At 60.9% G+C, this 18180-nt stretch carries 21 protein-coding genes; 9 read left to right on the forward strand and 12 right to left on the reverse strand.

The genetic code is table 11. The features are described from left to right. Window positions 1–29: 29 nt before the first annotated feature. Window positions 30–827, forward strand: a complete 798-nt coding sequence (locus AC1DF8_RS06640) for a DUF4274 domain-containing protein (RefSeq protein WP_477995383.1) — start codon at window positions 30–32, stop codon at window positions 825–827. 56 nt (window positions 828–883) lie between these two features. Here the strand turns inward: AC1DF8_RS06640 and AC1DF8_RS06645 are convergent, their stop codons facing one another. Beyond that, window positions 884–1165 carry a hypothetical protein gene (locus AC1DF8_RS06645; protein WP_112541671.1) on the reverse strand — a complete coding sequence of 94 codons (282 nt, stop codon included), beginning with the start codon at window positions 1163–1165 and terminating at the stop codon, window positions 884–886. A gap of 362 nt (window positions 1166–1527) precedes the next feature. Here AC1DF8_RS06645 and AC1DF8_RS06650 point away from each other — a divergent pair, with 362 nt between their 5' ends. Then, window positions 1528–1911, forward strand: coding sequence for a VOC family protein (locus AC1DF8_RS06650; protein WP_477995385.1), 384 nt, complete (start codon window positions 1528–1530; stop codon window positions 1909–1911). Window positions 1912–1974: 63 nt separating this feature from the next. Here AC1DF8_RS06650 and AC1DF8_RS06655 read toward each other — a convergent pair whose 3' ends face one another. Further along, the gene (locus AC1DF8_RS06655; RefSeq protein ID WP_477995387.1) at window positions 1975–3975 is read right to left on the reverse strand and encodes a methyl-accepting chemotaxis protein; all 2001 of its coding nucleotides are present in this window, start codon (window positions 3973–3975) and stop codon (window positions 1975–1977) included. 447 nt (window positions 3976–4422) lie between these two features. Between AC1DF8_RS06655 and AC1DF8_RS06660 the strand changes: the two genes are divergently transcribed. Next, the gene (locus AC1DF8_RS06660) at window positions 4423–5298 is read left to right on the forward strand and encodes a transporter substrate-binding domain-containing protein (RefSeq protein WP_112969915.1); all 876 of its coding nucleotides are present in this window, start codon (window positions 4423–4425) and stop codon (window positions 5296–5298) included. 62 nt (window positions 5299–5360) lie between these two features. Here the strand turns inward: AC1DF8_RS06660 and AC1DF8_RS06665 are convergent, their stop codons facing one another. The 5 genes from AC1DF8_RS06665 to AC1DF8_RS06685 all read right to left on the reverse strand — a co-directional run bounded on the left by AC1DF8_RS06665 (window position 5361) and on the right by AC1DF8_RS06685 (window position 8619). After that, window positions 5361–5774: a tellurite resistance TerB family protein gene (locus AC1DF8_RS06665; RefSeq protein ID WP_007821246.1), complete on the reverse strand. Its 414-nt coding sequence runs from the start codon at window positions 5772–5774 to the stop codon at window positions 5361–5363. Window positions 5775–5822: 48 nt separating this feature from the next. Beyond that, window positions 5823–6587, reverse strand: coding sequence for a thermonuclease family protein (locus tag AC1DF8_RS06670; protein WP_477995388.1), 765 nt, complete (start codon window positions 6585–6587; stop codon window positions 5823–5825). Window positions 6588–6597: 10 nt separating this feature from the next. Then, on the reverse strand, window positions 6598–7266 hold the full coding sequence (locus tag AC1DF8_RS06675) for a S24 family peptidase (protein ID WP_112969913.1): 669 nt from the start codon (window positions 7264–7266) through the stop codon (window positions 6598–6600). A 216-nt stretch (window positions 7267–7482) separates the two neighbouring features. Next, entirely contained in the window at window positions 7483–8130 is a 648-nt protein-coding gene (locus AC1DF8_RS06680) for a response regulator transcription factor (RefSeq protein WP_113207005.1), read from the reverse strand. Between the two features lie 90 nt (window positions 8131–8220). Beyond that, window positions 8221–8619, reverse strand: coding sequence for a hypothetical protein (locus AC1DF8_RS06685; protein WP_477995390.1), 399 nt, complete (start codon window positions 8617–8619; stop codon window positions 8221–8223). Between the two features lie 113 nt (window positions 8620–8732). Between AC1DF8_RS06685 and AC1DF8_RS06690 the strand changes: the two genes are divergently transcribed. Together AC1DF8_RS06690 and AC1DF8_RS06695 are read left to right on the forward strand one after the other, a co-directional pair. Beyond that, window positions 8733–9086, forward strand: a complete 354-nt coding sequence (locus tag AC1DF8_RS06690) for a DUF952 domain-containing protein (protein ID WP_477995391.1) — start codon at window positions 8733–8735, stop codon at window positions 9084–9086. Then, the gene (locus AC1DF8_RS06695) at window positions 9083–10171 is read left to right on the forward strand and encodes a quinone-dependent dihydroorotate dehydrogenase (RefSeq protein WP_477995393.1); all 1089 of its coding nucleotides are present in this window, start codon (window positions 9083–9085) and stop codon (window positions 10169–10171) included. The genes AC1DF8_RS06690 and AC1DF8_RS06695 overlap by 4 nt, the downstream gene beginning before the upstream one ends. Here the strand turns inward: AC1DF8_RS06695 and AC1DF8_RS06700 are convergent. Genes AC1DF8_RS06700 through AC1DF8_RS06710 form a run of 3 tightly spaced genes read right to left on the reverse strand, consistent with a single transcriptional unit; the run spans window position 10147 to window position 12291 of the window. After that, entirely contained in the window at window positions 10147–11493 is a 1347-nt protein-coding gene (locus tag AC1DF8_RS06700) for an MATE family efflux transporter (protein WP_477995395.1), read from the reverse strand. The genes AC1DF8_RS06695 and AC1DF8_RS06700 overlap by 25 nt on opposite strands. 32 nt (window positions 11494–11525) lie before the next feature. Next, complete coding sequence (locus tag AC1DF8_RS06705; protein ID WP_477995396.1) at window positions 11526–12023, reverse strand: CAP domain-containing protein; 498 nt, start codon at window positions 12021–12023, stop codon at window positions 11526–11528. Between the two features lies 1 nt (window position 12024). After that, window positions 12025–12291 carry a DUF6460 domain-containing protein gene (locus tag AC1DF8_RS06710; protein ID WP_477995397.1) on the reverse strand — a complete coding sequence of 89 codons (267 nt, stop codon included), beginning with the start codon at window positions 12289–12291 and terminating at the stop codon, window positions 12025–12027. A gap of 140 nt (window positions 12292–12431) precedes the next feature. Here AC1DF8_RS06710 and AC1DF8_RS06715 point away from each other — a divergent pair, with 140 nt between their 5' ends. The 3 genes from AC1DF8_RS06715 to AC1DF8_RS06725 all read left to right on the forward strand — a co-directional run bounded on the left by AC1DF8_RS06715 (window position 12432) and on the right by AC1DF8_RS06725 (window position 14493). Continuing rightward, the gene (locus AC1DF8_RS06715) at window positions 12432–13364 is read left to right on the forward strand and encodes a tetratricopeptide repeat protein (RefSeq protein ID WP_112970236.1); all 933 of its coding nucleotides are present in this window, start codon (window positions 12432–12434) and stop codon (window positions 13362–13364) included. Between the two features lie 195 nt (window positions 13365–13559). Further along, complete coding sequence (locus tag AC1DF8_RS06720; RefSeq protein ID WP_112969905.1) at window positions 13560–14195, forward strand: YitT family protein; 636 nt, start codon at window positions 13560–13562, stop codon at window positions 14193–14195. Window positions 14196–14325: 130 nt separating this feature from the next. After that, window positions 14326–14493 (forward strand): hypothetical protein, encoded by a 168-nt coding sequence (locus AC1DF8_RS06725; RefSeq protein ID WP_162709948.1) that lies wholly within the window; start codon window positions 14326–14328, stop codon window positions 14491–14493. A gap of 66 nt (window positions 14494–14559) precedes the next feature. Here AC1DF8_RS06725 and AC1DF8_RS06730 read toward each other — a convergent pair whose 3' ends face one another. Together AC1DF8_RS06730 and AC1DF8_RS06735 are read right to left on the reverse strand one after the other, a co-directional pair. Further along, complete coding sequence (locus tag AC1DF8_RS06730) at window positions 14560–15021, reverse strand: carboxymuconolactone decarboxylase family protein (protein WP_113207000.1); 462 nt, start codon at window positions 15019–15021, stop codon at window positions 14560–14562. Window positions 15022–15056: 35 nt separating this feature from the next. Then, on the reverse strand, window positions 15057–15557 hold the full coding sequence (locus AC1DF8_RS06735; protein WP_112541658.1) for an RrF2 family transcriptional regulator: 501 nt from the start codon (window positions 15555–15557) through the stop codon (window positions 15057–15059). A 95-nt stretch (window positions 15558–15652) separates the two neighbouring features. Between AC1DF8_RS06735 and AC1DF8_RS06740 the strand changes: the two genes are divergently transcribed. Further along, window positions 15653–18163 (forward strand): ligase-associated DNA damage response DEXH box helicase, encoded by a 2511-nt coding sequence (locus AC1DF8_RS06740; RefSeq protein WP_477995400.1) that lies wholly within the window; start codon window positions 15653–15655, stop codon window positions 18161–18163. Window positions 18164–18180: the final 17 nt, after the last annotated feature.

Consider the following 18180-nt stretch of genomic DNA (forward strand, 5'->3'; position numbering starts at 1 on the left):
ATAGATGAGGCGGCAGTCAGAGGAGAGCGATGACCGACAGGTTTGAAAGTTACGATGCCGAACAACGCGCGATGATCGATTGGTTGACTGGCCGTTCGCCGGATGCTCGCCATGCCATTGCCCTGGAGCTCAATTTTGACTTCGCCGAAGATGTATTCGAGTGGATTCTGACCCAGCCGGACTGCGATTTGGCAACTGCGGCAAGCTATTTCTGGCGGGCAGGACCCCTGGAACGGCTTGAAGATCCCGATTTCTTCGGGGAAGAGAGTTTAGCGTTAAAGCGGCTGGTAGAGCGCGTTAACGCAGGTTTTTATAGCCGATCGGAGATTTTTTACCGCGGGCAGGAGCCACGGAGCGGCGAAGAGGTTGACAGCGCAACACTTCAAGAAGCCGAAATGTTGCGAGAATTTGCGCGTACCCACAAGGCCTCTGATCTTCCTTGGACCCTCCCTGAGGCATTGGTGCCGCCGTTCGGACATCGCGTAGTTCGCATTTTGGAGGAGGAAGATTTCGATAAATCGGAGGAACTCCGGATACTGTTTGCCGGGCTTGGTACAGGTTCCGGACCGGCTGCAGAAGAATTCACATGGGCGAAGCCGTCCCCAGGAAATATAGCGCGGCGTGCGCAGAGTTCTGTCGTTGGAGAGGGAGCCGCAAGATCGAGCAGGTCCAATTTAACGCCATTATATCTTTACATCGCATTCGTTGTGGCGGGATGGGGACTTGTTTACGTCTTTGAGCCTCCAAGGCTCGTGTACACGGTTATGATTGTATGTTGCATACAGTTCGGAATTACGACCGGCATTAGGCTGCGATCTCGAAAATAGAAATCTTGCAGTGGGCATGCGAGCATGCCCACTGCAAGCTCAATTCTTTCTAGCCCTCAATCTCTTCCGAAAATTGTGATTGGCCGATATCGACGATGCGCGATCGCAAGCGAGCGATCCGGGCGAATGATATAGGTTTCCTCGACCTGCCGGCCGAACTGGTCGATGAAATCGTGCGGGAAGGTCGAGCCGATTGGCGACTTGGTAAGCTTCGAACGCGGCTGACCGCTATAGGTGATGCTGCCGGGAATGGGTTCGAGACCGGGACCGTTATACTCGACAGTGGTGCAGCCGGCGAGCGCCAGCGCGCTGATCAGGCCAAGTGCGATCAGTTTCATGTTGGATGCCTTTCTTTCCGCAGCACGGCGCCATTCTACCTCAAATCGTCAAAAGCTCACGACACAAACGGCACCGGTCTCTTCAACCCTTCGAGAAGAGTTTTGCGACCAAAAGCTTAYTGCTTGGCGAAAGTGACTCGGCCGGCCAATATTGCCGCTCTTGGATCGATCTGCTCGAGCGRCAATGTCGAAAAAGGCAGGACTGGATAAGGTAAGCCCGGTCCCTCCCACCATGGGAAGCTCTGCTCCGTGTTTCACACGAGAACCCGCGACGTGGCCCGCATGCGAATGCGGGGTCCCGGCGGCATGCGGAGCGTTAAAAGACGCACTCCTCCGGGATTTTATTCTCAAAGGAGACAGTCATGCGTTTGAACCATCTTGATTTCTACGTGCCCGATATTGCCGCTACGGCGGATTTCTTTCGGCGGAATTTCGCTCTCGAATTGCGGGATATGAACGAACGGATCGGCCGGGCGATCCTCTACGACGACCAGGGCACGGAGGTCGTTCTCAGTCGCCCGTTGCCAAAATTCGGCGGTGCCGATCAGGTCGAGCTGCAGCGACAAACCTATCATATCGGCTTTATTCTTGCTGAAAGGTCGGATGTCGATGGGCTTCATGGCCGCCTGGCAGCGGACGGCGCCGCTGTCTCAGGGCCGCCTGCCGCCATTCGCGGCGGCTGGCTCTTCTATTGCACCGCGCCCGGTAACATTCTTGTCGAAGTCGGCTGGCGTCCACCGGTCTGAACAGAGACCTGAAACGAAAATGGGCGGCCGAAGCCGCCCATCCTCATTCAATCAGTCTCTTGCTCAGAACTCTGTCCAGTCGGCTTCCTGGCTGCTGGACGGGGCGGCGGCATTGCTCACGCCGAAGGCGCTGGCGAGCTTCTGGCCGAGTGCGCGGGCAGGCGAAGCCTTCGGGCGTGTCGTGCTTTCGGCAACGCGGACCGGGGCTCTGGCGGCTGGGCGTGTGGCGGCGCGTGGCGCGGCCGGCGCCGTCGGGATCGACGCGCTTGCAACGAAGCCGCCGGTGCCCGTCAGGCGGAACTGGCCGAGCAGGTTGTTGAGTGCTGCCGCTTCCGTGGCAAGGCCATGGCTGGCTGCGGTGGATTCCTCGACCATGGCGGCATTCTGCTGCGTGCCCTGGTCCATGGTGTTGACGGCTGTGTTGATCTCCTGCAGGCCGGTCGACTGCTCGCGGGCTGCTTCTGCAATCGCATGGACGTGCTGGTTGATTTCCTGCACCTCGTGGACGATTGCGTCGAGCGCCTTGCCCGTTTCGCCGACAAGACTGACGCCGGTCTGCACATGCGTACCCGATGTTGTGATCAGCGCCTTGATTTCCTTGGCGGCGTTTGCCGAACGCTGTGCGAGTTCACGCACCTCCTGTGCGACGACCGCAAAGCCCTTGCCGGCTTCACCGGCACGCGCTGCTTCAACACCGGCGTTCAGCGCCAGCAGGTTCGTCTGGAAGGCGATATCGTCGATGACGCCGATAATATTGCCGATCTCGACGGAGGATTGCTCGATCTGCTGCATGGCGGCGACCGCCTTGCGGACGACGTCGCCGGATTTTTCGGCACCAAGGCGGGTGCGGGCAACGAGTTGGCTTGCCTCTTCGGCCCGCTTTGCCGCGTCTCTTACGGTGGTGGTGATCTCTTCGAGCGCTGCTGCCGTTTCTTCGACGGAGGCGGCTTGCTGTTCGGTGCGCTTCGAAAGCTCGTCGGCAGACGACCGGATCTCGTTGGCGCCGGCGCTGATCGCGCGGGCATTGGAGCCGACTGTGTGCAGGGTCTCGTTGAGCTTCTCGATCGAATTGTTGAAGTCCCGGCGCAGCGCGTCGAGATGCGCGACGAAAGGCGTTTCGATATGCGATGCGACATCGCCGGCAGAGAGTCGGCGCAGGCCGTCTCCGAGCGCATTGACCGCGCGCTCGAGATCAGCGGCTTCCGCAGCCTTCTGCGCTTCGCGTTCCCGGCGCTCGTTGTCGCCGAGGCTGCGGTCGGCTTCGGCGCGTGCCTCGATCCGGGCGCGTTCGATCGCGTTGTCGCGGAAGATCGAGACGGCCTTGGCCATCTGACCGACTTCGTCGCCGCGGTCGAGCCCGGTGATCTCGCTCGCGGTATCGCCTTCGGCAAGCCGCGTCATGCGCAGGCGCAACTGCATCATGGGGCCGGCGATGCCGATTTGCGCCACGGCCACGCTGATGCCGACAGCAGCCAGAACCGCAATGCCGATCAGAATGAAGCAGAAGAAGATCCGCTCATTGACGGAAGCCGAAAGCGCGTCGCCGCCGTCGTTGAGCATCGTCATCATCGCATCGTTGTTGGCGATCATCTTCGGCGTCAGTGCGTTGAGCTTGGCGTTGATCAGAGCGACATTCGCCAGGGCGCCGGTGCTGTCCTTGGCCTTGCTCTGTTCGATGATCTTGTTCGCCAGCGTTTCGATTTCATCGATACCAGCCTGGATTTCATCGATCGCGGCCTTGCGGCTGGGCACAAGCTCCAGCGCCTGCTTCATGCGGTCGCGTGCCTGCGGCAGCTTGCTCGGAGTGGCGAGTGCCGTTTGGAATGCCGGCGTATCGGGCTTCATGTCGGCAAGCAGGCTCACCTGCAGCACCGAGGCGACGACCGATGCGCTCGCGCGGGCGCTCTGCATCGAGGCCAGCGCCTCATGATCGATGAAGGCGCTATAGGTCGCGTCCGCCTGGCGGAACTCCGACATGACATAGACCAGTCCGGCCATGGTGATCAGCCCCAGGAGCGCCACGACCGATATGACTTTTGTACGGATTTTCAGATGTTTCAGCATGGAATGTCACCCGATTGGCCGGGTGTGTTGCGAACCCGGCGCTTTTGAAATCATTTGTTGCAGAACAATTCTTCGGTATTTCGGTGGCGGGAGATACCTTGAGAGGTTCGACATGCGCATCATGCGGTCGGCCGGTGAGGTCGGTGTCGTCGCGCCAAATAAGACTGGATATTGCTTAATTCCGCGCTAACGAGGGCATGCGATTGCTGTTAATTTCGAGGGGGCGGGCCGCTCTCGTCGCAGAGATCGCAAAACCGCTCCGCGCAGAATGCCGGAGTGATCTGTGTTGGATGGCGCTGTTGAAAAGTCAGCTTTGAAGGCAGAACAGTCCTTCTGTTTGCGCCTCTGGCAGCTGGCGGAACGGCTCGGCCATATTCCCCACACGGGATGATTCTGTTACAGCTCGGGGGAGCGGCAAACCCGCATGTAATCTCTAGGCAGGTCATAATGGTGCAATCTAAACCGGCGTTTATGGCTCGCGTAGGGATTTTCATCCTCTGCCTTTTTTCGGCTGTCATGCTGTCGGTTTTTTCCGCTTTTGCGCAGCAACCAGGCCTGTCCGTGCCTCTGCTCTTCGATTCCCGCGAACGGTTGGCAAAGCCTGACCTTTCCTCGCTCGTGCGCCTGCGTTTCCTGACCTCGGTGGACTTCCCGCCTTTCAATTTCACCGACCAGAACGGCAAGCTCGCCGGCTTCAACGTCGATCTCGCCCGCGAGATCTGCACCGAGCTGGAGATCGCCGACAAGTGCCAGATCCAGGCGCTGCCCTTTGCCGACCTGCAGAAGGCGCTCGCCGGCCTACAGGGTGACGCCGTCATTGCCGGCCTTGCCGTCACGCCCGAGTTGCGCCGCGAGTTTCTCTTCTCCCGCCCTTATCTGATGCTGCCGGCCCGCTTCGTCCGCAACACGGCCGCGTCCGTGACCGGAACGACGGCCACCGGCCTCGCCGGCCACTCCGTCGGCGTCGTCAAGGGCACCGTGCATGAGGCGATGCTCGCTGCCTTCTTCCCCGCCATCAAGGCTCAGCCCTTCGACAACAAGGAAGCGCTGCTGACGGCCTTGAAGGAGCGCAAGATCGACGCTGCCTTTGCCGATGCGCTGCAGCTTTCCTTCTGGGTCGCTTCGTCAGCTTCGGACAAATGCTGCGCTCTGTTCGACGGACCCTATATGTCCGAGCATTTCCTGGGCGAGGGAATGACGATCATGCTGCGCCAGAACGACAGCGTGCTGACGGCAGCAATCGACCATGCGCTCGCAACTCTCTCGCGCAATGGCCGCCTGCAGGAAATCTATCTGCGCTATTTCCCTTACGGGCTCTACTAGAGCAGTCCAGCAAAACTGTGCAGCGGTTTTGCGTCCGGAATTGCGTTAAAAAGCAGAAAGCTTTAGCCCTTGCGGAAGCGGGCGATCGCGCTGCGCTCGATGGCGGCACAGGTCAGCTTGTCGAGGCCGAGACGGTCGCGCAGCAGGCTGAGCAGCCGCAGTTCTTCTGCCTTGACGGAAAGGTCGGCCGAGGCGACTTCGACTGCCAGTGCATAGGCCGTGTCATAGAGACGGGCAGGCAGTGTATCGCGAACGGTTTCCAGTACCACATCCAGCCCTTCAGGGCCGGCCAGCAGCGAGGCGCAATCGCGGGCGATGGAAATCAGATTGTCGTCGTCGAAATCGCGGAAAACCGGCAGGAAGCCAATGAGCTGACCAATTCTCTCCATTTCCCGGTCGTTCATGGTGCTGTCGACGGCGGATGCCATCACCATCACATAGATCAGCGCGTCATGGGCGGAAAGCGGCTTGTTCATGTCTGATTCCCTCTTCGATGAGCGGAGATTAGGAATTGGCGGTCTCTATTACAAGGGAGTGGCGGTTTCAGGCCGGACCACAGCCGCCGGCCTGCGGCGCGGATCCTCGCCGTGAATGCCCTGTTTTGCCTGCTTTGCCTTTTCGCCGGCAGCAGCAAGCGGTGAACCCGGCTGCGCATCCACCCAGCCGTTTTCAACCAGCCATGTGCCGATATCCTGCTGCCCCAGCCGGCAGGCAGCAGTTGCCATGTCCTCCCATGCATCGGAAGGCAGGTCGCAATCGATCGTGCGGTTGCGTAGGTAAAGCCGCAGCGCCGTCTTCGCCATCATGCCGCACGGCCACTGCTTTCCGTCCGAGCCGCAGCTCTTGTCGGCGGGCGTCTCGATGATTTTGGCAATCTGCAGCCTGCGTTTACCGAAGGAGAGAATACCGGCGCTCTCCACCGTCGGTCGCAGCAGTTCCACGCTGTCCTTTCCGGCAGGGGAAGGTGATGGCGTCCCCGTCGGCGCTGGAGCGCTTTGCGCGGGCGCGCCCGCTGGCGCATTCTCGGAAGAAGCTCTTGCTGGGGTTTCGGATGGAGCCGCTGCCGGCTCGGTTGGCGCAGGCTCCGTTGCCCGGGCGATCAATTCGGCGTCTTCATCGGTGAGCGATGCAGGCGGCTTTGCCACATCGGGCAGCGCTGCGGCGACATTTCCGGCATCGGCGTCAGATGCCAGCCCCCCGCCGCCATTGAGCCGTGCTTGCCCGGCCAAGAGCAGGCCGACCACGACCGCCATCCCCGCGATACCTGTGATCAAGGCTGCAGGGCGCATGATTATTTTCCTATTGGCTGGCCCAGATGATACGGGCAATCCATTCGACGTCGGAAAGCTCGATCGTCCGGTTGGGATGTTCAGGATTGAGCGACAAAAGTTCGATGGAGCGCGGGCTCTGCCGCAGAAGCACCTTGGCCATGACCTCGCCCTCGCGTGTCTTGACGACGACACGGTCGTTGCGGCGCACTTGCGCGCCGGGCTCCACGATCAGCACATCGCCGTCGCGGTAGAGCGGCATCATGCTTTCGCCCTGTATCTCGAGCGCATAGACGCCGGCCTTCTGCGAGGGGCCGGCTGGGAATTCCACAACATCCCAGCCCTGGCCGGCAGGAAAGCCGCCATCGTCGAAAAAGCCGCCGGCGCCCGCCTGTGCAAAGCCGAGCAGCGGAATTGAGTTCCCCTGTGAGGCAAAAATTCCCTCCGGCAGGCTTGCGGCCGCAGCCCCCGCCGGCCGCATGAAGCCGAGGAACTGCTCCATGCTCGCCCCCGTCGCCTCCAGCACCTTGGCGATGGATTCCGTCGAAGGCCAGCGCAGGCGCCCGTCTGCCGAGAGCCGCTTGGATTTGTTGAAGGAGGTCGGATCGAGCCCAGCCCGTCGCGCAAGACCAGACGGCGTCAGGTCATGCCGTTCGGCAAGCCTGTCGATCGCTCCCCAGATCTGGTCATGTGACAGCATATGCGTCCGGTTCCGCGGTCCATCCGGCCGCTTTCTATCGCCGGCAGATTAACCGAGGCATTTCTCCGAGTAAAGCGAAAATGAGGAATAAAATCCTGTCTTGTCTGTCGCAGGCTAAAGCATGTCGCGCAAAAGTGCGCAGCGGTTTTGCGATAACGAACATGCGAAAACAAAAGCCTGAAGCGTGGCAAGCGAATCCGAAGATCGCGACACGCTTTAGGCGACCATGGCCATGTTGATCTTGCCGAGCTGGATGACTGCCTGCGTGCGGCTGTCGACATTGAGCTTCAGCAGGATTGCCGAGACATGTGCCTTGATCGTCGCTTCGGAAACGCCGAGCTCGTAGGCGATCTGCTTGTTCAAAAGGCCTTCGCCGAGCATGGTCAGCACCCGGCTCTGCTGCGGTGTCAGCGTGTGCAGGCGATGGATGAGGTCGGCGACATCGGGGTCCTGTTCCTGTCCGTCGCGATAGCTCTCGGGCGTAGCAATGTCGCCCGCGAGTACTGTCAGGATGCCGCGGCGGATATCCTCGATGCCGGAAGATTTCGAAATGAAGCCAGAAGCGCCAAGTTCCAGCGCCCGGCGGATTGTCGTGGTGTCATCGGTCGCGGATATGATGACGATCGGGAGGCTGATGAATTCGGAGCGCAGCGCCATCAGGCCGGAAAAACCGCTGACTCCCGGCATGGCAAGATCGAGCAGCATCAGGTCCGCATCGGGATGCTCCGATGCCGCTGTTCGCGCAGCAGCAAAATCCCCGGCTTCGACGATTGCCTGGTGTCCTTCCATCCCGGTCACCGCCTGCCGCAACGCGTCGCGGAAAAGCGGGTGATCGTCAGCGATGATGATGGTCTGTTCCTGCATCGAAAACTCCCTCCCAAGAGCTCGATCCCGTCAGCCCTGTTCGGCTCCCCCGCACGAACATGACTCTCCACTTATATGAATATAACCAGATCAACTCCGCTGCGGAAGAGGATTGGCCTCGTCTTCCGCCCGGAATTCCCGAACTATACCCATGAAACTGCGCATCATCCGCTCCATGATGCCGATCGATCGGTCGACTTCCGCATCCGTCGGCAAGGCGGGCCGGGCGCCTGAATTCCTTTCCAGCGCGCTTACGCGATCGGCGAGCCGGTCGAGTTCGTCCTCGTAAGCCGCCCGTTCATCGGCGGCCATGCGGCAGACCAGGGCACCATCCTTCTCGGTGCAGAGCGACATCGCCCCTGTCTGCCTGTCGAGGCGCACGAAATGGTCGCCGCTGCGTTCGAGCTGGAAGCGGGCGGTATCCGGCTCGGCCGCCAGTGCCGCACATGGCAGAAGACCGGCGGCAAGCAGTACTGCAAATGCCTTCATCGTCTCATCCTCCGCAAAGCGTGATACCCGTCCGTTTTTGCGCCCGCAGGCGTGGACAACGCCGTCTCTTTGGGGCAAAGCCCTCATTAACAAGGCCAGCCAACGGGATCATCATGACCGCGACACCGACCCTTTACAAGATCGTGCCGGAGGCACTCTGGAAGGAGGCCAGACAAACCGGCATTTTTCATGGCGCCGGCATTGATATCAAGGATGGCTTCATCCATTTCTCGACCGCGGACCAGGTCAGGCAGACCGCGGCCCTGCATTTCGCCGGCCAGGCCGGTCTCGTCCTCGTCGCGATCGATGGGAGCGGTTTTGGCGACAAGCTGGTCTTCGAACCCTCACGCGGCGGCGCGCTCTTCCCGCATCTCTATGCCGACCTGTCGCTTTCGGCCGTGCTCTGGGAGGCCGGCCTGCCGCTCGATAATGGCGGCCTTCACATCTTTCCGGAGCTCTCAGCGTGATCGACCCCTTCAAGCGCATCGCCCGCCGCGGCCTCTTCCTCTTCGATCCGGAGACCGCGCATGGCATGTCGATTGCGGCGCTGAAGTCAGGCGTCGTGCCCGCCTGCCGTATCGCGCCGGACCCGCGCCTGCGCCAGACCGTCGCCGGGCTCGATTTTCCCAATCCGCTCGGCATGGCGGCGGGTTATGACAAGAATGCCGAGGTGCCGGAAGCGCTCTTGAAGCTCGGCTTCGGCTTTACCGAAATCGGCACCGTTACCCCGAAGCCGCAATCGGGCAATCCGCGCCCGCGCATCTTCCGTCTGGTGGAAGACGATGCGGTCATCAACCGCCTCGGCTTCAATAATGAAGGCCATGATGCAGCTTTCCGCCGCCTTCAGCAGATCAGTCGCGCCGGTATCGTCGGCGTCAATATCGGCGCCAACAAGGATAGCGATAACAGGATCGCCGACTATGTCGCCGGCATCCGCCGCTTCTATTCGGTCGCCCGCTATTTCACCGCCAATATATCCTCGCCCAACACGCCGGGCCTGCGCGACCTGCAAGCGCGCGAAAGCCTCGCGGCCCTTCTGTCGGCTGTGCTGACGGCGCGTGACGAGGAAGCGGAAAAGGCCGGCCGGAAAGTCCCGGTTTTCCTGAAGATCGCCCCCGATCTCACAGAAGAAGGCATGGATGACATTGCTGCAGAGGCGCTGTCACATGCACTCGACGGTCTCATCGTTTCCAACACGACGCTCGCGCGCGACGGCCTGAAGGATCAGGTCCAGGCGAAGGAGACCGGTGGCCTTTCCGGCGCTCCGCTGTTCGAAAAATCGACGGCCGTACTCGCCAGGATGCGCAAGCGCGTCGGTTCTGCTCTGCCGATCATCGGCGTCGGCGGCGTCTCTTCGGCCGAGACTGCGCTGGAAAAGGTCAGGGCAGGGGCCGATCTCGTGCAGCTTTATTCCTGCATGGTTTATGAGGGCCCGGGCCTGCCCGGCACCGTCGTACGCGGCCTCTCAAAGCTGCTCGACCGCGAAAAGGTCGCCTCGATCCGCGATCTCAGGGATAGCAGGCTCGACTACTGGGCAGCGCGAAAGGTCTGAGCCGCGCGCGGCTTGACCAGCACGACCAGGAAGAAACCGCGAAACAGCAGGAAGGCATTCATCGCCAGCCACAGGCCGTGATTGCCGAAGAGCGGCACGAAGGCGGCGAGCATGGCAAGATAGCCCGCAAAGGACATCAGCATGCGGTTGCGCATGTCGACGGACCATGTCGCGCCGATGAAGACGCCATCCATCAGGAAGGCGAGCGCACCGGTCAGTCCTGTCACCGCTGCCCAGGGCAGGTAGGTCTCGGCGGCTGCCTGTACTTCCGGCGAACTCGTCAGTCCGGAGATGAGGGCAGGACCGGCAAAATAGAAGAAGGCGGAAATGATTGCCGCAAGCCCGAAAGACCAGAGCGTCGTGAGCTTCAGGCCACGATCGAAGGCGGGCTTATATTGCGCGCCGATCGCCCGCCCGGTGATCTGTTCGGCGGCATTGGCAAGGCCGTCGAGATAATAGCCCGACAAGAGGAAGAAATTCATCAGCACTGCATTGGCTGCAAGGGTGATGGCCCCGAAGCTGGTGCCGATGCGGGTCATGATCGCAAAGGAGCCGATCAGCACGAAGGTGCGGATCAGGATATCGCGGTTCAGCGCGAAAAGCTCGGCAAGCTTGCTGCGCGAAAAGATCTCCATCCGATTTGGCCGATGTGCCCGATCGAAGCTGCGCAGTACGATGAAGAGACCGGCAAGCGCGCCCACCGTTTCGCCCGCCATGGTGCCCCAAGCGACACCCGAAACACCCCAGTCGAGCGAGAGGCCGAGATAGATGGAGAGCAGGATGTTGATGCCGTTGATCACCGCCTGCAGCAGCAGTCCCGTCCGGCCTTGTCCGCGGCCGAGCACGAAGCCGAGCAGCGCGTAATTGGCAAGGGCTGCCGGGGCTGCGAGGATGCGGATCGAGAAATAGGTGCTGGTTGCCTCGGCAATCCGGCCTTCCGCCCCCATCAGCTTCAGCCCCACAACAATCAGCAGTGGCGACAGCACCAGAAGCGCCAGGCCGGAGCCGAGTGCGGAGACTATCGCTCGCCAGAAGACGGCCTGCTGCTCGTGTTGATCCCGCCGCCCGAGCGCTTGCGCCGTCAATCCGGTCGTGGACGCCCGCAGGAAGTTGAAGCTGCCCATGATCAGGTCGAACAGCATGGCACCGATGGCAAGCCCCGCCAGCGCTTCCGGATCGCCCATGTGGCCAACGACGGCAGTATTGGTGATGCCGAGCAGCGGCGTCGTCATGAAGCCGAGCGTCATCGGAATGGCGATCGACAGCACCAGCCGGTGCGTCACGTCGAAGGCCGATATATTTCTGCTGCCGCCTGTATCCATATCCGCCTCTTGGGGAGAGAGGCGGTGTCGCCTCAGTTGGAAAGCACCATCGCCCAATAGGGCAGATTCTTCGAAGACGTATTATGTGCAACGGCAACGCCGAGACCGCTATAGCGTCCGAGCATATTTTCCAGATGGTGGGGGGAATTGATCCAGGCAGTGACGACCGCATCGACGCTCTGCTGGCCCGCTGCGATGTTTTCGGCGGCCGGAAGGGAAACGCCGCTCGCCTTCACGCGGGCGCCGAAACTGTCCGTCATGCCCATCAGATGCTTCATCTTGCCCGCACTGGCCATGCGCTTGGCCTGGAAGATCGCGGCGGCACTTGCATGCGGATCGACGCTGAGCGGCGGCAGGCCGTTCTTGGCGCGCAGCTGGTTGACGAGCGGCAGCGCCGAAGCGGTCYGATCGACGCCGTCGGATGGAGTGCTCGCCATTTTCGGCGTGGTCGTGCAGCCGGCAATGCCGGCGGCCAGTGCGAGGCCCGAAAGCTGAAGAATGCCGCGGCGTGAAAGGATGATTGAGCTCATGTTATTTGCGATAGCTGAAAAGACGGATGATGATGAAGATCGGGATGACGATGGTCGCACCCAGCATCAGATAGTCGCCGACGTGTCCGAGCGCCGAAAAACCCTGCCGCCACAGATGCACCACGAAATCGCGGAAGTTGTAGATGAGCTCCCAAGGGGTGAGCCCGAATATGGCCATGACGAAGCCGACGATCAGCGAGACCACCAGAAGCTTGATGATCGTGCGGCCAATGGAATCGCCGAGGAATCTGTTTACCTGATCGGACATGCGCCATCTCCTGTTTGCCTTGAGATACGGTCACGGCGATTCGGCCGCAAGCCTTTTCCGCCAAGGCAGCACCGCCTCTGAAATAGGACTTGAGTTTTTTTGTGGCCGCAGCCAAATGCCGCCAGCCAAAGGGTCCGATCATGCAGCCAAACCAGCTTTCTTCCGGCGACGTCATCGCCGACCGCCGCGCCGATTATGCCAAGATGCTTGCCGAAGGTGGTGATACGCAAGCGGCGGCCGAGCTGATGGAGCAGGCGCTGGAACTCACGCCAGCCTGGGCGGCCGGCTGGTATCGCTTGGCCACCTATCACGAGAAGGCGGGCAAGGCGGAGGCCGCCATCGAAGCCTATCGCCGCACGCTGGAGCTTGATCCCGACGATATTTTCGGCGCGGGCCTTAAGCTCGCGCTGCTTGGTGATGCGGAGACACCGGCCCAGCCGTCGAGCCGCTACGTCGAACGCCTTTTCGACGATTATGCCGATCGCTTCGAAACATCGCTGGTGGAGAAGCTGGACTATTCCGTCCCGCAGAAGCTTGCCGCCCTCGTCGCATCCACCGGCAGGCACTACCAGCTTGCTGTCGATCTCGGCTGTGGCACGGGCCTGCTCGGCCCTGAGATCCGTTCCCATGTCGTCAGCCTTGAGGGCTTCGACCTGTCGCAGAACATGCTGGCGAAGGCTGCCGAAAAACAGGTCTATGATCATCTTGCTCAGGCGGACCTGTCGCTGGCGCCTGAAGCTTCAGGCATCTTCTCCGATGGCGGGCGGCACCGTGCCGATCTCGTCACGGCCGCCGATGTGCTGATGTATCTCGGCAATCTCGAAAGCGTCTTTGCGATCGTCGATGACCTCGCCGCAACAGGTGCCGACATCGTCTTTTCGGTCGAGGATGGCGGCGAGGGCGACGGCTTCAGCCTGGCGCCGTCGCTGCGTTATGCCCACTCGCAAACTTACATCGAGGGACTGGCGTCAGCCCACGGCCTCGAAATTCTCGATGTCGTCAAAACCACCATTCGCAAAGATGGCGGCAGACCGATATCCGGCATTCTGTTCCTTACGCGCAAGGCGGCTTAAGCGCATATTTCTTGCGATTTTAAAATAGGTCAACATTGCTTACGTATTTCGCTTGCGCACAACCGGGCAAGGCCTGATAATCCGGCCATCCCGCGAGACAGCGACGCGCTCCAAAAGCGCAGCACGCGCCGCATCCATCCCTACATTGCCCCTACCTCCGGCCGGTCCGGAACAGCCGCTATTGGAGATCGCGACATGAGCCAGATCATCAGTGCCCTCGGTTTCTGGAATACCACCGCGACGCGCCACACGCCGGTCGAGGATGTCCAGGGCATATTTTCCGGCAGCCTCATCTCCGCGCTCGGCCTCTATGTGCTCGCCAGCGCCGGGCTCCTGACAGGCAGCACCGCAGGCGTTGCCTTCCTGCTTCACTACGCCTTCGGCGTGAACTTCGGTCTCGCCTTCTTCCTGCTCAACCTGCCCTTCTTCTACCTCTCGTGGAAGCGCCTCGGCACAGCCTTTACGATCAAGACCTTCATCGCCATCGGCCTGACGTCGCTACTCGCCAGCCTGCAGCCGAAGGTCATGGAAATCGCCGCCATCCATCCGGCATGGGCAGCCCTTCTCGGTGGCCTGCTGCTTGGCTACGGGCTTCTTGCTCTCTACCGCCATCGCGCCAGCCTCGGCGGCGTCGGCATCCTCGGCATCTATATGCAGGAGCGTTTCGGCATCCGCGCCGGCATCGTACAGCTCGCGATCGACATGTGCGTGCTGGCAGCCGCCTTCTTCGTCACCACGCCGCCGGTCGTCTTCTATTCCGTGCTCGGCGCGGTCGTGCTCAACCTCTTCGTCGCGATCAATCATCGGGCCGACCGCTACATCGCGCTATAACATTCTCCCAGCTGATCTGACCGGAAACTCAACCTTACAAATTGGTAATCCTTTGTAAACAAAACGTAACTTGCCTGTGATGGATCCCGGCGTGAAACTTTCCCTCGCGCCGGAATTGATGAGGTAAGCTATGTCAGATCTGGAAAAGCTTGTCAGACGCCGCATGCAGGAAGAATACACCAAGGGTTCTTCCGCAGAGGAAATAACGAAGGTCATTCGCGACATATTCAACAGCGTCGACCTGTCGGGCAAATGGCCTGCAGCCGTTGCCGCACGGGCAATGACGGGTCACAAGTGACCAAATAGTCAACCGACCCGATACTTCGGGTCGGTCACAGGATGAATTCCCTTCAGGCGGAATCTATCAGGCTGCCTTCTGCGGCGCATCGATCGGATGCTGGCTGCGGAAGCCAACGGCAAGCCGGTTCCAGATATTGATCGTGCCGATCGCAACCGTGATCTTGGTCATTTCTTCCTCTGAAAAATGCGCCTTCAGCGTTTCGTAGTCGGCATCCGGTGCGCCGGTCTCGGCAATCTTCGTCACCGCATCGACCCAGGCGAGCAGAGCGCGTTCGCGGGCGTCATAGACAGGCGATTCCCGCCATACGCACATGAGGTTGATCCACTGTTCGGAAAGGCCGTGGTGGCGCGCTTCCTTCGAATGCATGTCGACGCAATAGGCACAGCCGTTGATCTGCGAGGCGCGAAGCTTGATCAGGTGAATGAAGCGCTTATCCAGTCCGGATTCCTGGACATATTGCTCCAGCGCCGCGACGGCCTTGTAGGCATCCGGGGCGGCTTTGCCGAAGTTGAAACGTGCTTGCATGGTATTCTCCTTGGGTTGGGGTTTGTTGTTGCAGCTCAGCGAGCCGCTTTTCTCTCGTGCATTTCCATGAAGGCGCAGCCTCTGGCAGCAATCCCGCCGTCATCATCTGCGGAAAGTTCGGCCAGGATTTCGGCGATACTGGTGTTTGCGAGTTCGGCGCGATAGGCGCGCTCTGCTCTGAGCATTGCCGCCGTGATCTGGCAGGGTTTCGTGAAATAGCGCTGCGGCAGCGGATTCGGCCCCCGCTGGCGGATCTCCGAACAGCGGAAGGCCGGTGCCGGCCCTTCGACCGCGAGCACGATATCGAGCAGCGAAATATCCTCCGGCTTCTTCGCCAGTCGATACCCGCCTTTGGGACCGGGCACTGTTTCCAGAATTCCGCTCCCCGAAAGCGCCTGCAGATGCTTCAGCAGGTAGCTCGTGGAGACACCGTGATATTCGGCAAGGGCCGCAGCCGATAACACGCCGCCTTCGGAGAGCCCGGCCAGCACTGCCGTGCAATGAATGCCCTGTTCGACGCCGTCACCAAGCTTCATGGCCAATCTCCTGTATCGTGGATATAAGTTATCCATGATTATGCCAAGGAGTCAATAGCGCTTCTATTCGCTGATGTTTGAACTACATTTGCCCCGTGGATCAGATCGATGCCGAAACCAGCCTTGCCTTGCCCCCACCCTTCCTCCGCTGGTTTGCGGAAAAGGGATGGCGCCCGCGCGCGCATCAGCTTGAATTGCTGGCCCGCGCCGAAGCCGGCGAAAGTACGTTACTCATCGCGCCAACCGGCGCCGGCAAAACGCTCGCCGGCTTTCTGCCGTCGCTGACCGACCTCACTCGCCGCGGCAAAATCCCGCCGGGCTCGGCCTTCACAGGCATCCACACACTCTATGTCTCGCCGCTGAAGGCGCTGGCCGTCGACATCGAGCGCAATCTCATGAAGCCCGTTACCGAGATGGGCTTGCCGATCTCGATCGAGAACCGCACCGGCGATACGCCGAACGCCAAGCGCCAGCGCCAGAAGCTGAACCCGCCGGACATCCTGCTGACGACGCCGGAACAGGTGGCGCTGCTGCTTGCAAACCGCGAAGCCGAGCGTTTCTTTGGGGATTTGAAATACGTCATCTTCGACGAGCTCCATTCACTCGTCACTTCAAAGCGTGGCCATATGCTCTCGCTTGGCCTTGCCCGCCTGCGTCGGCTGGCGCCCGATCTGAAGACCATCGGCCTCTCCGCTACCGTCGCCGAACCCCTGGATTTGCAGAGATGGTTGGTGGCGCAGCAGGAGGGCAGGGAGAACCACGCTGGCCTCGTACTCGTCGAAGGTGGCGCCAAGCCCGATATTTCCATTCTCGATACGGAAGAGCGCATCCCCTGGTCCGGCCACGCCGCCAAATACGCCATCCCGGATGTTTACCGCCAGCTCATCGACCACCAGACGACACTGCTCTTCGTCAATACCCGCTCGCAGGCCGAAATGCTCTTTCAGGAGCTCTGGACGGTCAACGAGGAGAATCTGCCGATCGCGCTCCACCATGGCTCGCTGGATGTTACCCAGCGCCGCAAGGTCGAAGCCGCCATGGCCGCCAACCGCCTGCGGGCCGTCGTCGCCACTTCGACCCTCGACCTCGGCATCGACTGGGGTGATGTCGATCTGGTCATTCATGTCGGTGCGCCGAAGGGCGCCTCGCGCCTTGCGCAGCGCATCGGCCGCGCCAATCACCGCATGGACGAGCCGTCGAAGGCAATCCTCGTTCCCGCCAACCGCTTCGAGGTCATGGAGTGCCAGGCTGCCCTCGATGCGAATTACATCGGCGCGCAGGATACGCCGCCCGTAGGCCGAGGTGGGCTCGATGTGCTGGCCCAGCACGTGCTCGGCATGGCCTGTGCCGAACCCTTCGACATGCTGGATCTCTATGACGAGATCACCAGCGCCTCGCCTTATGCCGATCTTGCGTGGGAGACCTTCGAGCGCGTTGTCGATTTTGTCGCGACCGGCGGTTACGCCCTGCGCACCTATGAGCGCTATGCCCGCATCCGCAAGACCAAGGAAGGCCGCTGGCGCGTCTCCAATCCGCAGGTCGCCCAGCAATATCGCCTGAACCTCGGCACCATCGTCGAAGACCCGATGCTGAACATCCGTATGGCCAAGCGCGGCGAGGGCGGCAGGCTCGGCCGTCCGGGCGCCGTGCTCGGCAAGGTCGAGGAATATTTCCTCGAACAGCTCGCCCCTGGCGATACGTTCATCTTCTCCGGAAAGGTTCTGCGCTTCGAAGGTATCCGGGAAAACGAGGCTCTGGTCAGCCAGGCCTATTCCTTCGATCCAAAAATCCCCTCCTATGCCGGCGGCAAATTCCCGCTTTCGACCTATCTCGCCGATCAGGTTCGCTCGATGCTCGATGATCCCGCCCGCTGGCACCGTCTGCCGGATCAGGTGCGCGACTGGCTGTCGTTGCAGAAGGAAAAATCGCTGCTGCCGAAGCGCGACGAGCTGCTGATCGAAACCTTCCCGCGCGGCAGCCGCGGCTATATGGTCATCTATCCCTTCGAGGGCCGGCTTGCGCACCAGACGCTCGGCATGCTGCTCACCCGCCGACTGGACAGGGCAGGGGCAAAACCGCTCGGCTTTGTCGCGACGGACTATTCCCTTGCCATCTGGGGTCTGGAAGACCTCGGCCTGATGATCGCCAATGGCCGCCTCAGCCTCTCAGATCTCTTCGACGAGGACATGCTGGGTGACGATCTGGAATCCTGGCTGAACGAATCCTTCCTTCTGAAGCGCACCTTCCGCAATTGCGCCGTGATTGCAGGCTTGATCGAGCGACGCCATCCGGGCAAGGAAAAGACCGGCCGGCAGATCACCGTCTCCGCCGACCTGATCTATGATGTGCTGCGCACCCACGAGCCCGATCACATCCTGCTGCAGGCAACACGGCAGGATGCTTCGACCGGTCTTTTGGATATTTCCCGCCTCGGCGATATGCTGAGGCGAATCAAGGGCCATATCACCCACCGGGCGCTGGACCATATTTCGCCGCTCGCCGTGCCGGTCATGCTGGAAATCGGCCGGGAATCGGTGCCGGGTCAGGCCCATGATGCGCTGCTTGCCGAAGCCGCCGACGATCTGATCGCCGAGGCCATGTCCTGAGAAATCGGGCCTGAATT

The organism is Rhizobium sp. 05N49 (genome assembly GCF_056396805.1).

Excerpts from the sequence above, each read along its gene's own strand:
- AC1DF8_RS06665 (WP_007821246.1), bottom strand. The coding sequence starts at position 5,774 with ATGAACAAGCCGCTTTCCGCCCATGACGCGCTGATCTATGTGATGGTG.
- AC1DF8_RS06710 (WP_477995397.1), bottom strand. The coding sequence starts at position 12,291 with ATGTCCGATCAGGTAAACAGATTCCTCGGCGATTCCATTGGCCGCACG.
- AC1DF8_RS06655 (WP_477995387.1), bottom strand. The coding sequence starts at position 3,975 with ATGCTGAAACATCTGAAAATCCGTACAAAAGTCATATCGGTCGTGGCG.
- AC1DF8_RS06680 (WP_113207005.1), bottom strand. The coding sequence starts at position 8,130 with ATGCAGGAACAGACCATCATCATCGCTGACGATCACCCGCTTTTCCGC.
- AC1DF8_RS06730 (WP_113207000.1), bottom strand. The coding sequence starts at position 15,021 with ATGCAAGCACGTTTCAACTTCGGCAAAGCCGCCCCGGATGCCTACAAG.
- AC1DF8_RS06690 (WP_477995391.1), top strand. The coding sequence starts at position 8,733 with ATGACCGCGACACCGACCCTTTACAAGATCGTGCCGGAGGCACTCTGG.
- AC1DF8_RS06700 (WP_477995395.1), bottom strand. The coding sequence starts at position 11,493 with ATGGATACAGGCGGCAGCAGAAATATATCGGCCTTCGACGTGACGCAC.
- AC1DF8_RS06650 (WP_477995385.1), top strand. The coding sequence starts at position 1,528 with ATGCGTTTGAACCATCTTGATTTCTACGTGCCCGATATTGCCGCTACG.
- AC1DF8_RS06675 (WP_112969913.1), bottom strand. The coding sequence starts at position 7,266 with ATGCTGTCACATGACCAGATCTGGGGAGCGATCGACAGGCTTGCCGAA.
- AC1DF8_RS06645 (WP_112541671.1), bottom strand. The coding sequence starts at position 1,165 with ATGAAACTGATCGCACTTGGCCTGATCAGCGCGCTGGCGCTCGCCGGC.
- AC1DF8_RS06670 (WP_477995388.1), bottom strand. The coding sequence starts at position 6,587 with ATGCGCCCTGCAGCCTTGATCACAGGTATCGCGGGGATGGCGGTCGTG.
- AC1DF8_RS06640 (WP_477995383.1), top strand. The coding sequence starts at position 30 with ATGACCGACAGGTTTGAAAGTTACGATGCCGAACAACGCGCGATGATC.
- AC1DF8_RS06720 (WP_112969905.1), top strand. The coding sequence starts at position 13,560 with ATGAGCCAGATCATCAGTGCCCTCGGTTTCTGGAATACCACCGCGACG.
- AC1DF8_RS06725 (WP_162709948.1), top strand. The coding sequence starts at position 14,326 with ATGTCAGATCTGGAAAAGCTTGTCAGACGCCGCATGCAGGAAGAATAC.
- AC1DF8_RS06685 (WP_477995390.1), bottom strand. The coding sequence starts at position 8,619 with ATGAAGGCATTTGCAGTACTGCTTGCCGCCGGTCTTCTGCCATGTGCG.
- AC1DF8_RS06715 (WP_112970236.1), top strand. The coding sequence starts at position 12,432 with ATGCAGCCAAACCAGCTTTCTTCCGGCGACGTCATCGCCGACCGCCGC.
- AC1DF8_RS06660 (WP_112969915.1), top strand. The coding sequence starts at position 4,423 with ATGGTGCAATCTAAACCGGCGTTTATGGCTCGCGTAGGGATTTTCATC.
- AC1DF8_RS06735 (WP_112541658.1), bottom strand. The coding sequence starts at position 15,557 with ATGAAGCTTGGTGACGGCGTCGAACAGGGCATTCATTGCACGGCAGTG.